The sequence below is a fragment of the uncultured Psychrosphaera sp. genome, from assembly GCF_947500655.1.
GTDB lineage: Bacteria > Pseudomonadota > Gammaproteobacteria > Enterobacterales > Alteromonadaceae > Psychrosphaera.
Window position 1 is genome coordinate 43,803 of sequence record NZ_CANMSK010000002.1, and the last position, 20,268, is coordinate 64,070.

21 protein-coding genes are annotated in these 20,268 nt (G+C 36.6%); 10 read left to right on the top strand and 11 right to left on the bottom strand.

Going from position 1 to position 20,268, the window contains the following annotated elements:
• The first annotated feature begins 65 nt into the window (after positions 1-65).
• The 7 genes from atpG (at position 66) to Q0940_RS02365 (ending at position 5,989) form a co-directional block, all read left to right on the top strand.
• The gene (gene atpG, locus Q0940_RS02335; RefSeq protein WP_299263404.1) at positions 66-929 is read left to right on the top strand and encodes a F0F1 ATP synthase subunit gamma; all 864 of its coding nucleotides are present in this window, start codon (positions 66-68) and stop codon (positions 927-929) included.
• Positions 930-956: 27 nt separating this feature from the next.
• On the top strand, positions 957-2,339 hold the full coding sequence (gene atpD, locus Q0940_RS02340; protein ID WP_299263406.1) for a F0F1 ATP synthase subunit beta: 1,383 nt from the start codon (positions 957-959) through the stop codon (positions 2,337-2,339).
• A 15-nt stretch (positions 2,340-2,354) separates the two neighbouring features.
• Positions 2,355-2,774 (top strand): F0F1 ATP synthase subunit epsilon, encoded by a 420-nt coding sequence (locus tag Q0940_RS02345; RefSeq protein WP_299263407.1) that lies wholly within the window; start codon positions 2,355-2,357, stop codon positions 2,772-2,774.
• Positions 2,775-3,303: 529 nt separating this feature from the next.
• Entirely contained in the window at positions 3,304-3,504 is a 201-nt protein-coding gene (locus Q0940_RS02350; RefSeq protein ID WP_299263408.1) for a hypothetical protein, read from the top strand.
• An 81-nt stretch (positions 3,505-3,585) separates the two neighbouring features.
• The gene (locus Q0940_RS02355) at positions 3,586-3,942 is read left to right on the top strand and encodes an MGMT family protein (protein WP_299263410.1); all 357 of its coding nucleotides are present in this window, start codon (positions 3,586-3,588) and stop codon (positions 3,940-3,942) included.
• A gap of 118 nt (positions 3,943-4,060) precedes the next feature.
• Positions 4,061-5,452: an Ada metal-binding domain-containing protein gene (locus Q0940_RS02360; RefSeq protein ID WP_299263412.1), complete on the top strand. Its 1,392-nt coding sequence runs from the start codon at positions 4,061-4,063 to the stop codon at positions 5,450-5,452.
• A gap of 21 nt (positions 5,453-5,473) precedes the next feature.
• Positions 5,474-5,989 (top strand): methylated-DNA--[protein]-cysteine S-methyltransferase, encoded by a 516-nt coding sequence (locus Q0940_RS02365; protein ID WP_299263414.1) that lies wholly within the window; start codon positions 5,474-5,476, stop codon positions 5,987-5,989.
• 21 nt (positions 5,990-6,010) lie between these two features.
• On the opposite strand, the gene Q0940_RS02370 is transcribed toward Q0940_RS02365, so the two are convergent.
• From Q0940_RS02370 to Q0940_RS02395, 6 genes are all read right to left on the bottom strand, one after another.
• Positions 6,011-6,613 carry a response regulator transcription factor gene (locus Q0940_RS02370; RefSeq protein ID WP_299263952.1) on the bottom strand — a complete coding sequence of 201 codons (603 nt, stop codon included), beginning with the start codon at positions 6,611-6,613 and terminating at the stop codon, positions 6,011-6,013.
• Positions 6,610-7,746: a sensor histidine kinase gene (locus Q0940_RS02375; RefSeq protein ID WP_299263416.1), complete on the bottom strand. Its 1,137-nt coding sequence runs from the start codon at positions 7,744-7,746 to the stop codon at positions 6,610-6,612. Before Q0940_RS02375 ends, Q0940_RS02370 begins: the two co-directional genes overlap by 4 nt.
• Before the next feature lie 117 nt (positions 7,747-7,863).
• Positions 7,864-8,565 (bottom strand): tetratricopeptide repeat protein, encoded by a 702-nt coding sequence (locus Q0940_RS02380; protein WP_299263418.1) that lies wholly within the window; start codon positions 8,563-8,565, stop codon positions 7,864-7,866.
• Between the two features lie 151 nt (positions 8,566-8,716).
• The gene (locus Q0940_RS02385; RefSeq protein ID WP_299263421.1) at positions 8,717-9,616 is read right to left on the bottom strand and encodes an AEC family transporter; all 900 of its coding nucleotides are present in this window, start codon (positions 9,614-9,616) and stop codon (positions 8,717-8,719) included.
• A gap of 56 nt (positions 9,617-9,672) precedes the next feature.
• A complete protein-coding gene (gene ubiA, locus Q0940_RS02390; protein WP_299263423.1) occupies positions 9,673-10,545 on the bottom strand; it encodes a 4-hydroxybenzoate octaprenyltransferase in 873 nt (290 codons plus the stop codon).
• Positions 10,546-10,586: 41 nt separating this feature from the next.
• The gene (locus tag Q0940_RS02395) at positions 10,587-11,135 is read right to left on the bottom strand and encodes a chorismate lyase (protein ID WP_299263425.1); all 549 of its coding nucleotides are present in this window, start codon (positions 11,133-11,135) and stop codon (positions 10,587-10,589) included.
• A gap of 143 nt (positions 11,136-11,278) precedes the next feature.
• Here Q0940_RS02395 and Q0940_RS02400 point away from each other — a divergent pair, with 143 nt between their 5' ends.
• A complete protein-coding gene (locus Q0940_RS02400) occupies positions 11,279-11,689 on the top strand; it encodes a flagellar basal body-associated protein FliL (protein ID WP_299263427.1) in 411 nt (136 codons plus the stop codon).
• A gap of 74 nt (positions 11,690-11,763) precedes the next feature.
• Here the strand turns inward: Q0940_RS02400 and glpG are convergent, their stop codons facing one another.
• The gene (gene glpG, locus Q0940_RS02405; protein WP_299263429.1) at positions 11,764-12,591 is read right to left on the bottom strand and encodes a rhomboid family intramembrane serine protease GlpG; all 828 of its coding nucleotides are present in this window, start codon (positions 12,589-12,591) and stop codon (positions 11,764-11,766) included.
• Complete coding sequence (gene glpE / locus Q0940_RS02410) at positions 12,588-12,911, bottom strand: thiosulfate sulfurtransferase GlpE (RefSeq protein ID WP_299263431.1); 324 nt, start codon at positions 12,909-12,911, stop codon at positions 12,588-12,590. Before glpE ends, glpG begins: the two co-directional genes overlap by 4 nt.
• A gap of 239 nt (positions 12,912-13,150) precedes the next feature.
• Between glpE and Q0940_RS02415 the strand changes: the two genes are divergently transcribed.
• Both Q0940_RS02415 and Q0940_RS02420 read left to right on the top strand, forming a co-directional pair.
• The gene (locus Q0940_RS02415; RefSeq protein WP_299263434.1) at positions 13,151-14,605 is read left to right on the top strand and encodes a HAMP domain-containing sensor histidine kinase; all 1,455 of its coding nucleotides are present in this window, start codon (positions 13,151-13,153) and stop codon (positions 14,603-14,605) included.
• Positions 14,602-15,015: a response regulator gene (locus Q0940_RS02420; protein ID WP_299263436.1), complete on the top strand. Its 414-nt coding sequence runs from the start codon at positions 14,602-14,604 to the stop codon at positions 15,013-15,015. The genes Q0940_RS02415 and Q0940_RS02420 overlap by 4 nt, the downstream gene beginning before the upstream one ends.
• Positions 15,016-15,106: 91 nt before the next feature.
• Here Q0940_RS02420 and Q0940_RS02425 read toward each other — a convergent pair whose 3' ends face one another.
• From Q0940_RS02425 to Q0940_RS02435, 3 genes are all read right to left on the bottom strand, one after another.
• Positions 15,107-16,861, bottom strand: coding sequence for a dipeptidase (locus Q0940_RS02425; RefSeq protein WP_299263438.1), 1,755 nt, complete (start codon positions 16,859-16,861; stop codon positions 15,107-15,109).
• A gap of 351 nt (positions 16,862-17,212) precedes the next feature.
• Positions 17,213-18,553, bottom strand: coding sequence for a DUF1501 domain-containing protein (locus Q0940_RS02430; protein WP_299263440.1), 1,341 nt, complete (start codon positions 18,551-18,553; stop codon positions 17,213-17,215).
• Positions 18,554-18,563: 10 nt separating this feature from the next.
• The gene (locus tag Q0940_RS02435) at positions 18,564-20,168 is read right to left on the bottom strand and encodes a DUF1800 domain-containing protein (protein WP_299263441.1); all 1,605 of its coding nucleotides are present in this window, start codon (positions 20,166-20,168) and stop codon (positions 18,564-18,566) included.
• Between the last annotated feature and the right edge of the window lie 100 nt (positions 20,169-20,268).

Below are 20,268 nucleotides of genomic sequence, written 5' to 3' on the forward strand. Positions count from 1 at the left end.
GGTTAGGTGAGATTTTCTTGTTAAAAGATAAACTCACCTTCGTTGAAAGTTAATCGGAGAATCACATGTCCGGCGCAAAAGAGATAAAAGGTAAGATTGGGAGTATTAAAAATACTCAAAAAATTACCAGTGCTATGGAAATGGTTGCGGCTTCTAAAATGAAGAAAGCTCAAGACCGTATGGCGTCAAGTCGTCCATATGCACAAATTATGCGTAAAGTGATTGGTCATCTTGCACGTGGAACCATTGAATATCGCCATCCATATTTGGAAGAGCGTGAGGTTAAACGTGTAGGTTATTTGGTCATTTCATCTGACCGTGGTCTGTGTGGTGGCTTAAATTCTAACGAATTTAAAGCTGTAGCCCATGACGTTGAAAAATACTCTGAAGCAGGTGTAGAACTAGATTTTGCACTTATTGGTTCAAAAGCAGTAACTTTCTTTAACCGTTTTGGCGGTAACGTTGTTGCAGTAAAATCAGGCTTAGGTGATGCACCATCTGTACAAGATGTAGTAGGTGCAGTACGTATTATGTTAGATGCGTACAATGAAGGCAAAATTGACCGTTTGTTCGTGGTTTACAATAAATTTGTAAATACCATGACTCAAACGCCAACGATCGATCAGTTATTACCTTTACCAAAGTTAGAAGAAGACAAAGACATGTCTGGAAACTGGGATTACATCTACGAACCAGAACCTGAAGCGATATTAGATGCTTTATTGGTTCGTTACGTGGAATCACAGGTATACCAAGGTGTCGTTGAAAATGCAGCATCTGAACAAGCTGCACGTATGATCGCAATGAAAGCCGCTACAGATAATGCGGGCGACATAATCGACGATTTACAATTGGTATATAACAGGTCTCGTCAGGCAGCAATTACTCAGGAAATTTCTGAGATATGTGCTGGTTCTGCTGCGGTTTAGGTTAACAAAAATTTATGAGGAAATGTCATGAGTCAAGGTAAGGTCGTACAGATCATTGGCGCAGTTGTGGACGTTGAGTTCCCACAAGATGCAGTACCTGCGGTATATGACGCTATACAAGTAACTGATGGTAACCTTGAAGGGTTAACATTAGAAGTACAACAACAACTTGGTGGTGGTATCATTCGCGCAATCGCGATGGGTACAACTGATGGGTTGTCACGTGGTGCAGCAGTCGTTAGTACCGGTAAAGGTATTGAAGTTCCAGTTGGTGTTAAGACGTTAGGTCGCATCATGGACGTATTGGGTAATCCAATCGACGAAGCTGGTCCAATAGGCGAAGAAGAACGTTACACGATTCACCGTGAAGCGCCTTCTTATGAAGAACAATCAAGCTCTACTGAATTATTAGAGACTGGTATCAAAGTAATCGACTTAGTTTGCCCATTTGCAAAAGGTGGTAAAGTTGGTCTATTCGGTGGTGCTGGTGTTGGTAAAACAGTAAACATGATGGAACTTATCCGTAACATCGCAATCGAGCACAGCGGCTACTCAGTATTCGCAGGTGTTGGTGAGCGTACTCGTGAGGGTAACGATTTCTACCATGAAATGAACGAATCAAACGTACTAGATAAAGTATCTCTAGTGTACGGTCAGATGAACGAGCCTCCAGGAAACCGTTTACGTGTTGCCCTAACTGGTTTGACAATGGCTGAAAAATTCCGTGACGAAGGTCGTGACGTTTTATTCTTCGTTGATAACATCTACCGTTATACATTAGCTGGTACAGAAGTTTCTGCACTACTAGGCCGTATGCCTTCTGCTGTTGGTTACCAACCAACTCTAGCTGAAGAAATGGGTGTTCTACAGGAACGTATCGCGTCTACTAAGACAGGTTCAATCACATCAATCCAAGCGGTATACGTACCTGCGGATGATTTGACGGATCCATCACCAGCAACAACGTTTGCTCACTTAGACGCTACTGTTGTACTTTCTCGTGATATCGCATCAAAAGGTATTTACCCAGCGATCGATCCACTAGACTCGTCTTCACGTCAACTTGATCCATTAGTTATTGGTCAAGAGCATTATGACGTAGCACGTGGTGTACAAACTGTATTACAACGTTATAAAGAGCTAAAAGACATCATCGCGATTCTAGGTATGGACGAATTATCTGAAGAAGATAAACAGACTGTATCTCGTGCTCGTAAGATTGAACGTTTCTTATCTCAACCATTCTTCGTAGCAGAAGTATTCACTGGTTCTCCAGGTAAATACGTATCGCTTAAAGACACTATTGCAGGATTTAAAGGTATTCTTAATGGTGACTACGATGAACTTCCAGAACAAATGTTCTACATGGTAGGTTCAATCGACGAAGCGGTAGAAAGAGCTAACAAATAGAATACGGAGCGTAAAATGGCTGCAATGACTGTACACTTGGATGTAGTAAGCGCTGAACAGAAATTATTTTCTGGTCTTGTTGAAACATTACAAGTAACAGGTAGTGAAGGTGATTTGGGTATATATCCAAATCACGCGCCTTTACTTACTGCCATTAAACCTGGCATGGTACGCGTAGTTAAGCAATTCGGCGTAGAAGAAGTTTTCTATGTTGCAGGTGGTATTTTAGAAGTACAACCTGGATCTGTTTCTGTATTAGCAGACACAGCTGTAAGAGCAGAAGACCTAGATGAAGCAGAAGCACTAGCAGCTAAAAAAGCTGCTGAAAATGCGATTGCTGATCCAGGCGCTGACTTTGAATACGCAGCAGCAGCTATACAGCTTGCTGAAGCAATTGCTCAAATACGTATTATCCAACAAATTCGTAAAGGCTAATTAAGCTTCCGAAAGTTTGATGAGTCGACTCTTATACACCCTTGTATCGTCGACATTCCATCATCCATTATGTAAAAACCCAGCTTTGGCTGGGTTTTTTTATGCCTGAAATTTATTTCTGATAAATAAAACTATCAAATGATAGAAAAAACATAATTAATACATGTGGTTATATTATATATAATTATTAATTCAATAAATTAGTCAAATAGTAATGATTATCATTTGTGTTATTGGTTTGGTTGGTATATTGTAACTGTAAGTTGATGGTCAACTTGTTGTTGTGTTGATACAACTGAAAGGTTGTCTCTGGGATGATTTAGGCGAGGCATCGCCTTACACGGAAGTTAAAGCACTTTGTTCCCCTCTCTTGCTCTCTTACAGGCAGGGTAAGAGAGGTGGAACACCCCTTTGTACATTATTACCTCTACTACTTTGTCTTATCCATTAAAATAGCTTTTGTCTCTTGTTGCTAATGCAGCTTAAAGCTATTATGCATTATCTATTTTATTTGTAAGTATTTCTTATCGTGTCTCACAATATCGCAACAAAAAGTAAGCAAGAACAAGAAGCTATTCAATATGACTTAATGTCTTCATATTGGGCATACAAAGAAAGACGTGGATTGATGAGCAAACCTGAAATATTTAAATATATACATCAGCATTTTACTGATGCGACAATTCAAGATCACCTTATTCAACGTTATGAGTATTACAAAACTCAGTAGTTCAGACGTTAGTATGATTCAAAATAACAATTCGTAATTAAAATCATATAATTTAATAACTTAGTTCCACATGGAACCAAAATGTCTAATAACCTTCAGTACGAAAAAATTTGGAAAGTAGTTCAACTAATTCCCCAAGGAAAAGTAGCCAGCTATGGTCAGGTAGCAGATTTGGCTGGTTTACCCGGGAGAGCTCGCCTTGCTGGAAAATGCTTAGGTTATGTACCTAAGGATGGTGTTAATGGTAAGCCGGTTCCTTGGTTTAGAGTATTACGTTCGTCTGGCCAATTGGCTTTTCCTTTAGGCTCTGAGACTTTTGAGCGACAACGTGCACTATTAATGGATGAAGGTGTTTTTGTAAAAGGTAAAAGCACTTCTATCAAAAAGTACGGTTGGAAACCTGATCTTGGTGAAATACTCTTTTTACTAGAAAATTAAAAACGAATTATTAAAAACAAAGAATAAAAACATTCACTTCCGTTTTCATCTAGTTTTATTTAATAGTTAGGTTACACTCATAAAATCGTCCAGTTAATAAACAGATGTAGAGTGAAAGATGAATATTCAAGATTACCAACAAGCTCGTTTATCTCGTGATCCTCGTTTTGATGGCATATTTTTTACTGCAGTAAAAACCACAGGTATTTTTTGTCGACCGGTTTGTCCTGCATTTCCACCTAAAGAAGAAAACGTTGAATACTTTGAGACCGCCTCAGAAGCTTTGGTGTCAGGTTATCGTCCTTGTTTAAGATGTCGGCCTGAGTCAGCTCCATTCTCTCCAGCATGGAGCGGTACAGAGACCACAGTGAAACGTGCGTTATCCATTATTCATCAAAATGGTTTTAACGGGCTAAAATTATCAGAGCTAGCAGAAAAGTTAGGGATCACCGACAGATATCTACGCAAGTTGTTTGAACAGCAGTTAGGTGTTTCGCCAAAAACTTATGTGCAACATCAGCAAATTTTATTCGCTAAGTCTTTATTACACCAAACACATTTGCCCATTAACCAAATTGCTTACGCTTGCGGCTTTAATAATGTTCGTCGTTTTAATGATGCGTTCAAACGCATAACCACTAAAACCCCTTCTGAAATTAAAAAGTTACAAGTATCTGACGCCCCAATACGACTACAAATGAATTACCAACCACCTTTTAATTGGCAGCACTGGCATGACTTTTCTGAGTTTAGATTAATGGATGGTATAGAAACATTAGGTAATAGCTCTTACGGCAGAACATTCCATTGGCGAACTGAAACTGGTGAGTATATTAAAGGTTGGTTTAATGCGGTACATAGACCTGACAAACAAGGGTTTAATGTAAGTATTAATATTGATGATGCAAAATATTTATATCCCGTAAGTCAGAAGATCAGACAAGTTTTCGATTTAAACGCTAATGTAGAATTAATTAAAACACAGATCTTAAAAACGGGTTTTCCAGAACATAGTATTCAACCTGGTATACGTATACCAAGTTGTTGGAATTCATTTGAAGCCGGAATAAGAGCTATTTTAGGGCAGCAGATATCGGTTAAAGCGGCAACTACATTATTGAATACGCTGGTCAAACACTTAGGTGACAAAGAAGAGATTAAAACAGGCGAAGATAGCAAAACTCGCTACTGGTTCCCGACCGCAAAACAAGTGGCAGACTCAGATTTAGTATTTATGAAAATACCTGAAGCAAGAAAAGCGACCTTGATCACCTTAGCTAAATGGTGTGCAGAAAACCCAAATGGGCCAGTTGAAGACTGGTTGGCGTTGAAAGGCATAGGTCCGTGGACTGTGGAATACGCACAAATGCGCGGTGAAGCAAATACCGATATTTGGTTAGATTCAGATTTAGGCGTACAAAAAGCGTTAGATATTTTCCCAGAAATTGATGCTGACCAAGCAAAACCATGGCGTTCATATTTAACATTCAATATGTGGGGAATGTTGTAATTTTTTAGATACGAGTGAAAAATGAAAAATAAATTAGCTTTGCATCGTTACATAACAACACCTTTGGGTCCGTTGGACATCACTCTTGATATTTCAGATCAAATAAATCCAAGATATCAATCGTTTAAGTTCAAAGATGAGTCGGAAGTAGTACGCAAGGTTGATGAGTCTAAACATGAATTATTAGACTTAGCGGCAATGCAATTACAACAATATTTTGCTGGTCAACGGCAAGAATTTTTAGATTTGGTTCCTTATTTTCATAACGAAGGTACTAAATTTCAACGCCAAGTTTGGCAAGCGTTATTGGATATTCCCTATGGTGAAACCTGTTCATATTTAGATCTAGCGACAAAGATAAATAATCCAAAAGCAGTACGTGCTGTTGGTGCGGCTAATGGAAAAAATCCTCTAGCGATTATCGTTCCTTGTCACAGAGTTATAGGCGCTAACGGAACATTAACTGGCTATGCTGGCGGCTTGGACAAAAAACAGTGGCTATTGGAATTAGAGCAACAACAGATACCCTTGTTATAAAGGTAGTTCATTAATATCACGTCAAATCCAACCTTTTTGTTTAGCTATTCTTGCCGCGTCTACCCTATTAGTGGCATTGAGTTTGGATATGGCTTCGGATAAATAATTTCTAACTGTACCTTTAGATAAAAATAACGTTTGCGCTATTTCTTCGGTTTTTAAGCCATCCCCGGCGAGCTTTATCGCTTTTCTTTCTTTGTTTGATAATGGGTCATTATCATCTAAAGCCATTAATGCGAGTTCAGGATCTATTACTCGCTCACCATTTTTCACTTTAGTAAAGGCATTAACTAAATATTCAGTTGGCGCTTCTTTAAGAACAAACGCTTTTACACCTAATGCCATTGCCCTTTTTATGTAACCTGATTTAGAAAATGTAGTCATGATCATAACGTTAATATGGCTATATTTTTCATGGACGATTTCGGCTAATTCAAGCCCTGACATAATAGGCATTTCTATATCGGTTAGAATATAGTCCACCTCCAAGTCAGCAAGCATGTTTAGTGCAACTTGCCCATTTTCAGCCTGCCCTACAATTTGAACATCATCTTCTAAAGACAATAAACTGCAAATAGCACCACGTACTAAAGCTTGATCTTCAACCACTAATATTTTCATTATTGTGAAACCTTAACTGCAGTTTGTTCGTTAATTAATGGAAGTGTCACTTCAAGTTTTACGCCGTCGTTATGTGTGATGGTTATAAATCCATCTAGTTCAGCAACTCGTGAGCGCATGCCGTCAATACCATTACCGGCAGTAAAGTTAGCTATATTGCCATTGTCGGTGATCGTCATATTCACATCTTTAGATGTTGAGTTAATAGTCATAGATACTCGATCACCTTTACTATGGCGCAAAATATTAGTTATCCACTCTTTGCTTAACATAATAAGGGTGGACTCAACCTTAGCGGATAACTCACCAACTTGGATATTACTTGTTGTCTCAAAATTCATTTGTTTAAGGTCGTTAGTGAGTCTTTCTATGGTGCCAACTAGCCCTTTTTGTTTAAGACCGGTAACAGCATAACGGACTTCCGCTAACGTTTGCCTTGCAAGTGACGCGACTTCTGCTATTTCTTTTTTTGCTGCATCAAACTGTTGCTTGGCTGCTAATTTTTCAGCAAGCTCTGATTTTAATGCTAACGAAGATAAAGAGTGTCCTAGTAAATCATGCATATCACGGGCGATACGTTCACGTTCAGCTATGGTAGATAATTGTTCAATTTGTTGATTTTTCTTTTCTTGCATACGTCCATGCAAATACTCTTTTTGACTAAAAATGCCAAATACAAATAAACCAAGGCTACAGGCTAATGAGGGACCTAAGTAATAGATGCTGACGATATCAAAGGCAAAAGCAGAGATAACTTGGCCTAAAACATTAAGACCCAGTAATAAAAAAGCTCGGTTAGGTAAAAAATAATAACCAGTAAAAAACGCAGCATATCCAAACAGTGTATTAGCACCTGGGTTTATATAGGCGGCGCAAGAGGACAACAGAATAATGGCGATTATAGGTTTAATTGCAGCATTAGCTGTTGTACGTATAGCTTGTATATATAGCAAGATGAAAACTATATAAATGCCGGCTGCGATCAGTAGTTCATTGCTGGTATATCTGTCGTATCTGGCTATTAAATTGAAGAAATAAAATGCGGAAAAAATTAGAGAAAAATAACTCCACTTAGCGGCATCTGTTCGTATTATCGGTTCGATATAAAATGGCGTTTTCACGGTGTTTTCAGTCATTTACCTATTCCTAGTGGCGCTTTGTACAAAACTACATAATGCAGCGACTTAATTCGATATGAGAAAAGCCAACTGGGATATTACAACTCAGTTGGCATGTTAAAAAAAGCTAGGTTATTAATTTTGTGACAATAACATCTTAGCCCAACCGTAATCTGGGTTAATGTTTAACGCCAGTTGCCAGTCTTGTTTAGCTTTATCGGTTTCACCACTTTGCATATGTACTAAACCTCTCCATGTATAAGTTTCAGCATAACCCCAATGGAATCCTGAATCTTGGTCATTAGCGTAAGCCAATACCGCTTTATCAAAAGCTTGGTAAGCCGCTTCACTGCTTCCGCCAAACATTGGAGGTGTATTTAGTTTACCAATACCTTTCACTAATAAAACACGTGGGTTATTTGGTGCTAATGTTTCAGCTTCAGCTAACTTAGCATTTGATTTTGGTCCAAAATACATACCTTTAATTGGTTCTAGGGATATTTTATAACCATACACTTGTGCTAATAAGGCTTTAATTTCAACATCATCAGGTGTTGATGAATCTAGCTGTTCTAATAATTCGATAGATTGATCAATAGACTGATTTGCTTGCTCAGTTTTACCCATTAAGTTGGCGCTTAAACCAGTACGGTAATACGCCAATGCTTTATCGTATCCTGTAACTTGTGTAGTTATCGTTTGTAGCTCAGTCACATTTAACGTTGCAGCGGCTTGTTCTATTTGGTCTATGTCTGCTTGACTAGAAATAGCAGTAAAAGACAGTTGTAAGCTTATTGTTAATACAATTGGTATAAGTAATGTTTTCTTGATATTCATGTCATAGCTCCTATTTAGTTGACGTAGATAATATTGGCTAATCAATGGAAGTATTTTAGAGCAAGTTGTCACCAATTTGATGTGACAATAGTCATGAATTTAATCTAATAAAAATAGTTGGTTACGAATGTTTAAAAGAATAGCTATGTGATTAAAGTAGGAAATTAATCCAAAATAGATAACTAAAAATACAAAGTAAGGTTGATAATACAACGGCAGACGCTGATATATCTTCTGCTATATTGTGTTTTTTTGCCATAATGTAAGCGCCGACTCCTACTGGGCTAGCTGATAACATAACCGCTATAAATATTTGTTCAGAGGTTAATTCAAATACATAAGTTCCTGTTAAATACACAAATGCAGGCAGTAGCATTAATTTATAGACAGAATTAATGAAAGCCACGGTTCTATTACCTTTAAATGGTAAGTAATACATAGATGCACCTAAGCCAAATAATGCCAATGGAATTGCAGATGCTGACAAGGTAGTTAATGGGTTTAATAGTAACTCTGGAATGCTTACACCTAATAAATTTAAGCTAAACCCACCTAGGATACTCAGGACTATTGGGTTTTTACCGGCTCTGATCAGAGTTTTAAATCCAGAATTATTTACTAATATTTCTGTGAGTGTAAATAATACAGCGCTATGGAAGGCAATTAGAACAAATCCACTACCTGCTGCAGTTTCAGATAAAATACTAGCAACAATAGGAATAGCGACTAAAACATTATTTGAGTAAGTCGCCGAAAGTGCGGTTAATGCACTGTAATCATTTTTATGTTTCAGTCTGTATTTATTGATCATAAAGATAACAATAAAACTGGTAATCACAGGAATGTAAAAAGATAAAAACCATTGAGGTGAAAGTGCAATTTCTAAGTTGGTTTTATATGTGGAGTTAAATAAGAATAAAGGTACTAACAAGTTAAAACTAACGGCCGACAAGCTATCCATTTGTGCTTTATTAAATAGTTTTACCCTTACCGTTAAATATCCTAAAAAGCAGATTATAATTAACGGCAATATGATAAAAAATGTATTCATTTTATAAAGCCTCTGATCATTTAGTACACTCTTCGTTTATTCAATATAACCAATAGCTAATACAGCCAATACTCAATCACAAGTCCAATAAATATTACCATTCCAATAAAATGATTTTCTAAAAATGCTTTAAAACAGGCCATTCGTTCTCTATGTCTACATTGCCATAGCTGTTTCATGAACAACAAAGCACAAATCACTAAACTAGTAATTACAGGCCAGTGCCAATTTAATACAATCGCCATTTTACCTATCAATAACAAAGTAATGAGCTGTAACATTCCAACATTTAGTAGATCATTTTTACCGAAGGCTATTGCGGTAGATTTAACACCAATTTTTAAATCATCTTCTCTATCGACCATGGCATATAAAGTGTCATAAGAAACAGTCCAGGCAAGGTTTGCAAAATATAATAACCATAATACGTCTGGTAAGTCGGCATTTATTGCCATAAATACCATAGGCATGGACCAACTATATGCAGCACCTAGTACCACTTGCGGGTAATGGGTGTAACGTTTCATAAAGGGATAACAAAAAGCTAATATTAAACCAATAACCGATAAGATTATGGTTTGCAGATCTAGCGTTAATACCAATAAAAATGCGATAAATATCAATAATACAAATAACTGTAATGCTTCATTAGGTAAAATTTTTCCAGACGGAATCGGTCTTTGTTTGGTTCTCGTTACATTGCCATCTATATTTCTGTCAGCATAATCATTAATAACACAGCCTGCAGATCTCATCACAACCGTACCTAATATAAATACCAGTAAATAATGCCATTGTGGAAATCCATTAGATGCTATCCATAGTGCCCATAATGTGGGCCACATAAGTAAATAAATACCAATAGGTTTATCCAGACGCATTAACTGAATGTAGGCTGCGTAATTAGATGGTTTTAGCAAAAATCGCATGGATAAGGTCTCTTATTTGAAAAGGTGATTAATAAATAGCTTTAATTAAAAAGCTCAGGTAAAAAGCATTCACAGACTAATAATGGTTTTCCATTTAAATGGAAAACAGATCGGCGAATATAACAATCCTGTTTTATAGGTTGTTGCAATTGTTGTTCTATATATTGACCAAGCTGACTCGTTGGCGCCACAATAGAAAATTCAATATTACTGCGAATCGCTTGTGGTGACTGGAACAAAACCTGTCCTAACGATTTATTACCAAGTTCGCTTAACATTGATTCTGTGCCTGTCACTGTAGAGTCTGGCATTATTGTTTGAGCATAAACTAATGGCTTAGTTCCTTGTTTTAACAATACCTCACGGAATAAACCGCTGTTATCATTAACCGACAATAGTGTTTTTATATCGGCTGAGATAACCTGTTCTACTTGGCTTAGCAGCTGAACAGAAAAAGCAGTTCCTAACTCTTTGACTTTAACGGTCAATGAAGTATCAGAACAAATCCAACTTTCTACATCGGTATCATTAATGTTCTGGTCTTTTTGGTCGCTAGAGTACCAAAGGTTTGGAAGGTTAATTGGAAACAATTTAATTACCACATAATTTATCTGGGCGTATGTTAACAAGCTCAATAAAAAAGATCTTGTTAGTTTTAAATTAACAGTGGTAGTTAATCAATAAACCTCTAGAATTAACAATATATTGGATTAGACATTTATAGGATTGGAAAATGATAAAACGTTTTTTTAACGCATTGGTATTAATAGGTTTTTTAGCAAGTACTCAAGCTCACGCAAATGTTGCGGTTAAAAAGTTTAACGTTGGTTATTATGGCTTTGAGCCAGATATTATCACCAATTATGTCAGCGCTAACGCAAGAAAGGTAGGTTTTGTCCGCATCACAGTAGAATTAATGGTAGAAGATGTAAGCTACGTTTCAATTGTTGAGCACCATAGTCCGTTATTAAGAGATGCGATTATTGATGTGTTAATGCGTCAACCAGAGCAAAAAGTTAAATCTATGACAGGGCGAGAAGAGATCCGCGTACTTATTCTAGATAGATTAAAGCGAGTAATGGAAGAAGAGACTGGCAATGCTTTAATACAGGATATCTTGTTTACTAAATATTTATATCATTAATATTAAAGACTTATAATGAAAAAACACGATATATGTATCGTGTTTTTTTATCTGTGCGAATTAATAAAGTTAAGCTAACGATTATTCACTGTTAATATTTGCGCACAAATTAAACCAGCAATTAAACCAAATAAATGTGCCCAATTCGCCATGTTTATTGGTAATAAGTCAATAAAACCAAGTCCCATCCAAATTAGTAAAAATACAAAAATATTATTAGGTAATTGGATATCACTATTTGGCCTATTTCGTCCATATAGCCAAGTGAATCCAGTTAGCGCATAAACAACGCCAGATATGCCCGCAAAGTTCGTACTAACTAATACCGCCTGTGCTGTATTGGATAATAACGCGCTTAATAAGGTTAAATTGATTAACCAAAAAGCAGATAAAGATTTCTCTATTTTACCACCTAAGTACCACCACCAAGTTATATTGAATACTAAGTGCAATGTATCCAGGTGCATTAGTATTGGAGTAAATAACCGATACGGCTGTGATAAATCCAAACGAAAACTAAGTGCATTGAAAATCACTTGAGAGTAGCCAGAGTAAAAGGCGATATAAATAGTGATACAAATTAAAGTAATAAGTTTTGTGAACCAGCCTGTACTATTCCAAATTCGGGCTAAACCTAAATCTGTTTTTGAATTACTACCATCAAATACAGAATTGTCTTGAGGTTGGTTTACTTGCCAAGATGCATCTAAAAATTTAGCTTGGTTTGGGTTATGTACAAAATCAGTAAACATCTTCTGGCATAGTTGATGTTGCTCAGGAGCAACGGAGATAACATAACGGTTATCTAGCTTCTCAACCTTATGCTCAATCTTATTAACACTTAAGTAGTCAACAAAAGCTTGGCAAGCGCGTTTATTACCAAGCTCACCAATGGTTATCATTGTGGTAATGTGACGAATGGATAGTTAAGCTTCCACATCTCAAATCCACCATCCACACTGTAAACTTCATCAAAGCCTTCTTGCGCAAGGTATTGTGCAGCGCCTTGGCTGCTATTGCCGTGATAACAAAATACTAAAACTGGAGTTTCGTAATCGTATTTTTGTGAAAACGAAGACATGCTAGCATTACTTAAATGGAATGCATTTTCTACATGACCACTGGCAAATGATTGATCATCGCGAATATCGGCAATAACAACATGCCCCGCTTCTATTAATTTATGAGCTTCTGCAACACTAATACGTTTAAATTCAGACATGATATTTTTCCTGAGATATTTATGCGTTAAATGATATCGCATTTTTAATCTTTGTCGATTTCTGTTTTGCAGATAATTATAATTTTTAACGATGGCACACAAAGTACATTCTTCCGCCCTGTTATTAATGTCACAAAGTAGGCTATAAATTAGACAGAAAACCAGTCTTCGACTACCTTGTATACTATATAAATAAGCGATTCCCATTTAGGTATCTAGATTCTTAATATAGGTTATAAATGAAAATATCCAGCAAGTTGATGATCATCGTTGCTTTGACATTCTTTGAAATAAACTTAACTTTATGGTCTATTTTTGAAGTTGCAAAAGGTGCAACATTCCACCAACTCAATTTTCTACACTTAAAATATAGTTCTATCTTTTCTAATGAAATAACCAATATAGAAAATGGTTCTTCTTCTATTTCTATAGCACAGTTGAAATTTGATATTAATAATATTAAACAGCAACCGATTGACTGTTTAGATCAAGTTAATGCCCTTAATCTATTTATGATGAAACAGATTGGCACCGACATCGCTTTAGATATATGTAAGCAGGATATCCAGTCTGCAAATAGGATATTGGCTTATTTAGATAAATTTTCTGAAGAGATTGGTGATAGGGATAGTTTAGTTCAAGAACTCAAAGTGGCTTCCGATGCATTCAATGAAAACTCAATTTTATTTGAAAAGCCTATAGTAGAAACAGTCGCATTTATTATGCGTACAATAATTCCCCTAGTTATTATTGTTTCTTTTTTTAACATACTATTTATTACTTACATGTCGCGCAACATAAAGAGCTCAATCAGCAGTGTAATAAACTTGCTAAGTAATCCAAATAGTAAAGAGAGTTTGGATATAGAGATAGATAAAAATGTGACAGGTGAATTAAAAACGTTATTAGATGTAGCTAAAAAGCGCGTGATAAAGGAATTAATGGTCATAGAAATCAATCAAAAATTAGAATCTTTGGTAGAGAAAAGGACATTGAATTTAACTCGAGCAAATGAGGAGTTAGCTCAATTTGCTTACCGTGTTTCACACGATTTAAAGGCTCCTTTAACATCGACAAAACGACTGGCGCAATTTATTAAGGAAGATATCAAGGATGGTGAGTTAAACACAGCGTTAAATGATACGGACAAAATTATCTCTCAGATGATCAAATTAGAACAACTTGTTATGGGGATTTTAGCATTAACAGAGGCAGATTCTAGTGAGAAAGAGCTAGTTGAAATTGATTTTGAATCAATACTATTAGAACTAAAATCTACTACAAGTGAACTACAAAAAGACAATAACTGCACATTTATAGTTGATATAAATGTGCAGAAACCAATGAAAAATGAAAAAGTAAGGATTGTCCAAATTTTAGAGAATTTAGTGTCTAATGCCATTAAATACAGTTATCAAAATCAGGAGCAATCGTTCGTAAAAACAAGTGTGCTGGAGGAATCGGATAGCTATGTGATCCAGGTTGAAGATAATGGGTTAGGTATACCTAAATCAAGGCAGGGCGAAGTATTTCAAATGTTTAAACGTTTCCACCCGAACGTGAGTTTTGGCTCAGGATTGGGAATGGCTATTGTTAAAAAGCACGTTGATTATATGGGGGGTACTATTGAAATGAAATCATCAGGAACCGGTACTATTTTTACAATAGTGTTTGAAAAGGAGATCGTTAAATGAAGCAAATAAATGTATTGATTATAGATGACTGTGAGGTTGACCGTTATATTCTTAAACGTCATCTCAATAAAATTGGTGTGATGAATGTCTTTGAAAAGGATGATGGTTTATCAGCCCTACAATTTTTAAAGGACTATGAAGAAAACCGCAAAATTTATAAAGACAAATTCCCGCCAATCGTTATATTTTTAGATATTAATATGCCAAATATAGGCGGTTTTGAGTTTTTGGAAAAATTCGCTGAACTGCGTAAAACATTAGAATTAAAATCTTGTGTGATTATGATGTATTCATCATCGGATCTTCCGGAAGATAAAGCTAGAGCATCATCGTTTAATTTTGTGAAAGATTTTTTAACTAAAGGTGAGATTCAAATAGATGAGCTTAAGACTAAGATTGAAGCGTTATAAGTTTTAGATTGTCTTATTAAGCAGCACATAGTAAATATTGAGCCCAAACTATTGTTAGCAATAGTAAAAGGCTCAAACCATACAATCGATACTATTTTAAATCAGGCATCTGACCAATACGTGCGATCATTTCTGTAATGATTTGTAGGTCTAGTAAAAACTGATCTACACGTTTAAATTCATTAGCATTATGACCTGTGTATTTTTGATTTGGCATTGCCAGTCCAAATTGCACACCATTAGGTAGGTTATGCACAGATGTGCCACCACTAGATGAACCAAATTCACGCGGCATAGACAAGTTCTCGGTTGCTACATCCAATAATGCATTTACCCATTGGCCTTTTGGATTACGGTACATAGGCTCTTTCATATAAACATTATATTTAAGGCTAATATTACTGGCTTGCTGCCATTTGGTTAACTTAGTTGAAATCTCTTGTTTGTATTTATCTAAGTCACGTCCTACTGGAATGCGCAAATTCACACCAACTTTCAAGCTTTTCTCATCAAGTTTTACAGAAGTAACCGCATTAGTTAAAGGCCCCATAAAGTCATGAGCAAAACCAATATCTAATGTTTCTCCCAGATAGCCTAATCCCCAGTTAGCAGCAATGTAACTAGCGGCGTCAGTAATATGATTCTGTTTGAAGGTATTTTGTTGCTGTTGGACATAATCAATAAAGGTAAACATTCTAGATACTGGATTGACACCAGACTCAGGCTCTGATGAATGAGCAGAAACACCTTTAACCGTCAGTATTACATCTTGTGCTTGAACCACTGCGTTAATAGCAAAGTTTGATTTATTCTTGGCTACAAACGCAGCGCCTAAGGTATTTAGCTTGCTTGCTAAGTCACTAGGGTTCGAGGTTTTAATCTTAGCTAAACTGGCAGCGGGAATTTGGTTAATCGCTAAACCACCGGTAACGTCTACAATTTCAGCGCCCGTAGTTGGTGTTTTTGAGCCTGTACGCACTGCAAAATCAGCCATAATAATGCCAAAACCTTTTTCAGCAATGACGACAGGATAACCGCCGTCTAACGCTAAATTGTAGTTTGGTGTAGGGTTACGTTCAAAGTAGTAAGGAATTGCTGATGAGCTTGTTTCTTCAGTAGTATCAATTAACAGGTTAAAGTTACGTAATAAAGGCAGGTTTTCTTCTTGGATAACTTTCATTGCGTACATTGATACAACAATACCGTTTTTATCATCTTCAGTCCCGCGGCCATACATACGGTCGCCAATTAAGGTAAGTTTAAAAGGATTCAGTTTAGTACCATCTTCTAGTACCCATAAAGAAGGGTTAACTTGAACGACGTCGGTGTGAGCATGAATACCAACAACTTCATCTGAACTGCCTTTTATAGATACTTCAAATACTCGGTTATCAATATTACGAAACGCTAAGTTAAAGTCTTTTGCTAATCCCTCAATGGCATCGGCCATTTTATGGAATTCAGGATTGTCGTGTTGTTCAATGCCTTCAACTCTAAATGTTGGAATAGCTACAAATTTTGCTAACGTATCCATGGCATCTTGGCCGTATTTGATTCTGGTGTATAAACCTAATAAACGTTGTACTTGATGTAACTCAGTACCTTCTAACGTTTGTTTATTGCGGAATTTTTTGATTGTGGCGATTAACGGTTTTTGTTCTGCGCTTAACTTGCAGGAAAGTAACTTAGCTAAGAAATCATCAAACTTATCTGTTTTTTGTACACTAACAGTTTCAATGATTTTGCTTGATAATTCAGCTGACAGATTAGTCGTTGGTTTAGCAGCATTAACAGTAGTGACAAAGCCCACAACCAAGATCATGCTGGCTTTTAGAAAAATATTCACAAGTACTTCCGTCCTATTTTTTATAATTAATCTGCATAGCCGTTAATTGGGCTTAACAGAATAGTTTTAATGCTCCGCTGTGTTACTTAATAGCAGGCATTAGCGTTTTACCATCGCTATCCACTTTATTTAAAAGCTTCAGCCCCAGTTTATTCTGGTAAATACCGGATTTGCTCGTTTGTACCACGTTGTCGCTTATCCGACTGATTTATTGTAGATAACCAGCAAACGGACAATAACCTTCCATGTGTATATACATTATTAAAAAGTATGACGATATTCCTCCAGAAATAGTAAACTAAAAGTTACCTAAGTTACTATTATTATTGAATATATATCTAAACTGATTGTTTATACAAAAAAGTCTAACGTAGAGTTATCAAAATATTGTAAGTTGGGGAAAATATCGCCAAGTTCAGAACTTGGTACACCAAACCACTGAGCTAATGTTGCAAAGTATTGCTCGTTAGCAACTTGTGGAATTAAGCGGCCACCGCCAAGATCTAGAGGTCCATTAAGGTGTTGAGATAAAAACTCACCATAAATATCACCGCCACTTACTGCGCCTCCCATTACAATTTGGTTTCCAGCCCAACCATGATCGGTTCCGTCACCATTGGACGTAAGCGTTCGGCCAAATTCAGACATAGTAAAGGTGGTGACTTTTTCAGACATGCCAAGTTCTTCCATTGCACTATTAAACTCACTCAATGCTTGAGATAGCGTATCAAGTAAAATGGGATGTTTATCTAATTGGTAATCATGAGTATCAAAACCACCTAATGAAACAAAGAATACTTGGCGTTCAGAACTCAGAGCCGACTGTATACTAATGGTTTTTGCTACCGTTGCTAATTGTTCAGACAAGCTTGTTTCACTAAATTGGGTTGTTAGCTCTGGTGCCTCTTCGAGCGCGTTATTCATTAATTCAGTGTTATTAATCGCACTGGTTAAACTGCTAGCATAAGCGCTACTTAATGGGTGGCTAGTATTAGTTAGTAATCGATTCATTATACTGGTGACATGGTCAGCTCTAGGCTCATAATCTGAAAAGGCATTAATTTTAGTTATACCACTTTTATTTAATGAAAATGCTTGAGTGCTGGTGCCTGTTTGCCATAAATTAGTGCCATCTAATGATATGTTAGTGGCAAACTGTTCTTGTTGTTCAAGACGTTCCAGTAAACGAGCTCCCCAACCACTGTTTAATGTTTGTTTTTCACGCCCATACATCCATGATGCTTGTTGATCATTATGGGAAAATAAATGCTCAGGTATAGATACGGCTTTGTTTTTATAATCATCTAACGTTGTAGGCGCAAGTAATGTCCCTACCCCCCCAACAAAGGCTAAGTTAGCTGAGTCAAAAACACTTTGGATTGGCGAAAGTGATGGGTGCATTCCTGCAATACCATCAAACACACTATTGGTTGTAAGTGCAATTGGAGACGCTACGGCTAAATTTTGTCTGCTTTCTTCATATAAAGTACGTTGCTCACCTTCCATTGGCATTAACATATTGAGTGAGTCATTACCGCCGAATAAGTATATGCAAACTAATGCTTTATAATCGCCAAGCTCAATAGAACTTACGGAACCAGTAAGCGCTTGAAGTTGTAAATTAGTTAATGCTGCAGCCGAAACACCACCTTTTAAACATAATGACAAAAAATCTCTTCTATTAATGCTCATTATCTTTCTCCTAATACTGCAAATTAAATTCAGGTGAAATAGCAATCATGTATAACAAATAAGATACTCGGTATCTATTGTCATCACTGTCAAAATAGTCATCTAAGTCCAGTAATGCTTCACGAGTCTCTTCACTTAAATTACCGGCGAAATACAAAACATTATACAAATCTAATAAGGCATCAATGCCATTACTATTTAAATAATCCATATCAGTTTGAATATAAACATATATCCTAGTTGAGCTTATTGAGTTAGTTCCCTCAGCTGTACTCCAGACTAAATAATAAAACAGATCATTAATTGTCGCTATTAACGTTGCGTCGTTGGCAATTTGTAGTTCTGGCGCAACCAAGTCATCATCACGTAATGCAGATGGTTGATAGTCAGGACTAAAAAAGTTAAACACTGAGTTAGAGCGCATTGCAGCTTGTCCGTAATTATCAAAGGTGTTCCAGGTTTTATAATAATCTTCAATTGATCTAGCATCTAAGCTGCGCCAAAAGTGTACTTTCTTTAATAGTGGTTCTTTAATTTTGCCCCTATAAACTAAAACACTTGAATCATTGCGTGCCTCATCATCTAAATATATCGCTTTAACCACAGCGGCTAAGTCACCACGAACACCTTTGCCATTATTATTGAATACACTAGCAACACGTTCAACATAAGAACCCGTTGGGTTTGAGGTAATTAAACGCTGGATAAGCTGTTTACTAATAAATGGCCCAACATTGTCGTGATCAAACAAGTTGTCTAAGGCTATTTTTAAGGAATCTTCTGGCCCATATCTCTCAGGTATTACTACATCATTCAGTAGTATTTTTTCTTTTTCTGAATGGTAATCTTCAAAAGCATCCATTGGATTTATATAGTCGTAGCTTTTGCGGGTAAATGATTCGCTATCAGCAAATGTCCAGCCAGTAAATACTCTAGCAAATCCTTCAATTTGTGTTTGATCGTAAGTAGCAATGGTATTGCCCTGTTCGTCAAGTTCAGGTGTGCCATCTAAATTGAGCTCTTCAAGGCCAATAGTGAATAACTGCATTACTTCACGGGCGTAGTTTTCGTCAGGTCGGATATTTAATTCTTCATCGGCTTTTTCATTACCTAAGTGGCTTAAATAGGTTCCCATTATAGGTGAGAGAGTAACGTCTTCTAACAAGTCTCTAAAGTTACCAAAAGCGTGTTTTATCAGTAAATCGTAATAAGTGACCATACCCTCTGGTTTAGAACTTAAGCTGCTGTTGGAATCCGACACGACTAATATTTCGCTCAGTGCAAATGCCACTCGTTGGCGCAATTGGTCATCACTGCGTAATGTGGCTTTCCACCATGCATCAATACGATTGATATAAGAAAAGTTCTCAGCATCAGTACTTTTGACTAAATAATTAATATGGTAGTTAGGCTCTAGTGCTATTTGTTCATCTATCCATTGCTCTGCACTTAAGTCTTGGGCGTATCTTATTTCGCTTAATGTTGGCCCCATAGTAGCTTGATGTAATAAACGAGCAGCGGCAACCTCATCCATAGGTTCATCATTTTGATCTGGATTGGTACAAGCGCTCAGTAACAAAATGGAGCTTATAATTAAAATAAATTTATACTGCATATAAAACGCCATGGTATTTGAATTAAGGTAATATTTGAGAATAGCAGAAATTACAGCCAGACCCACTTAAAATAAAATCTCTTGTGGTAATAAACCAAAC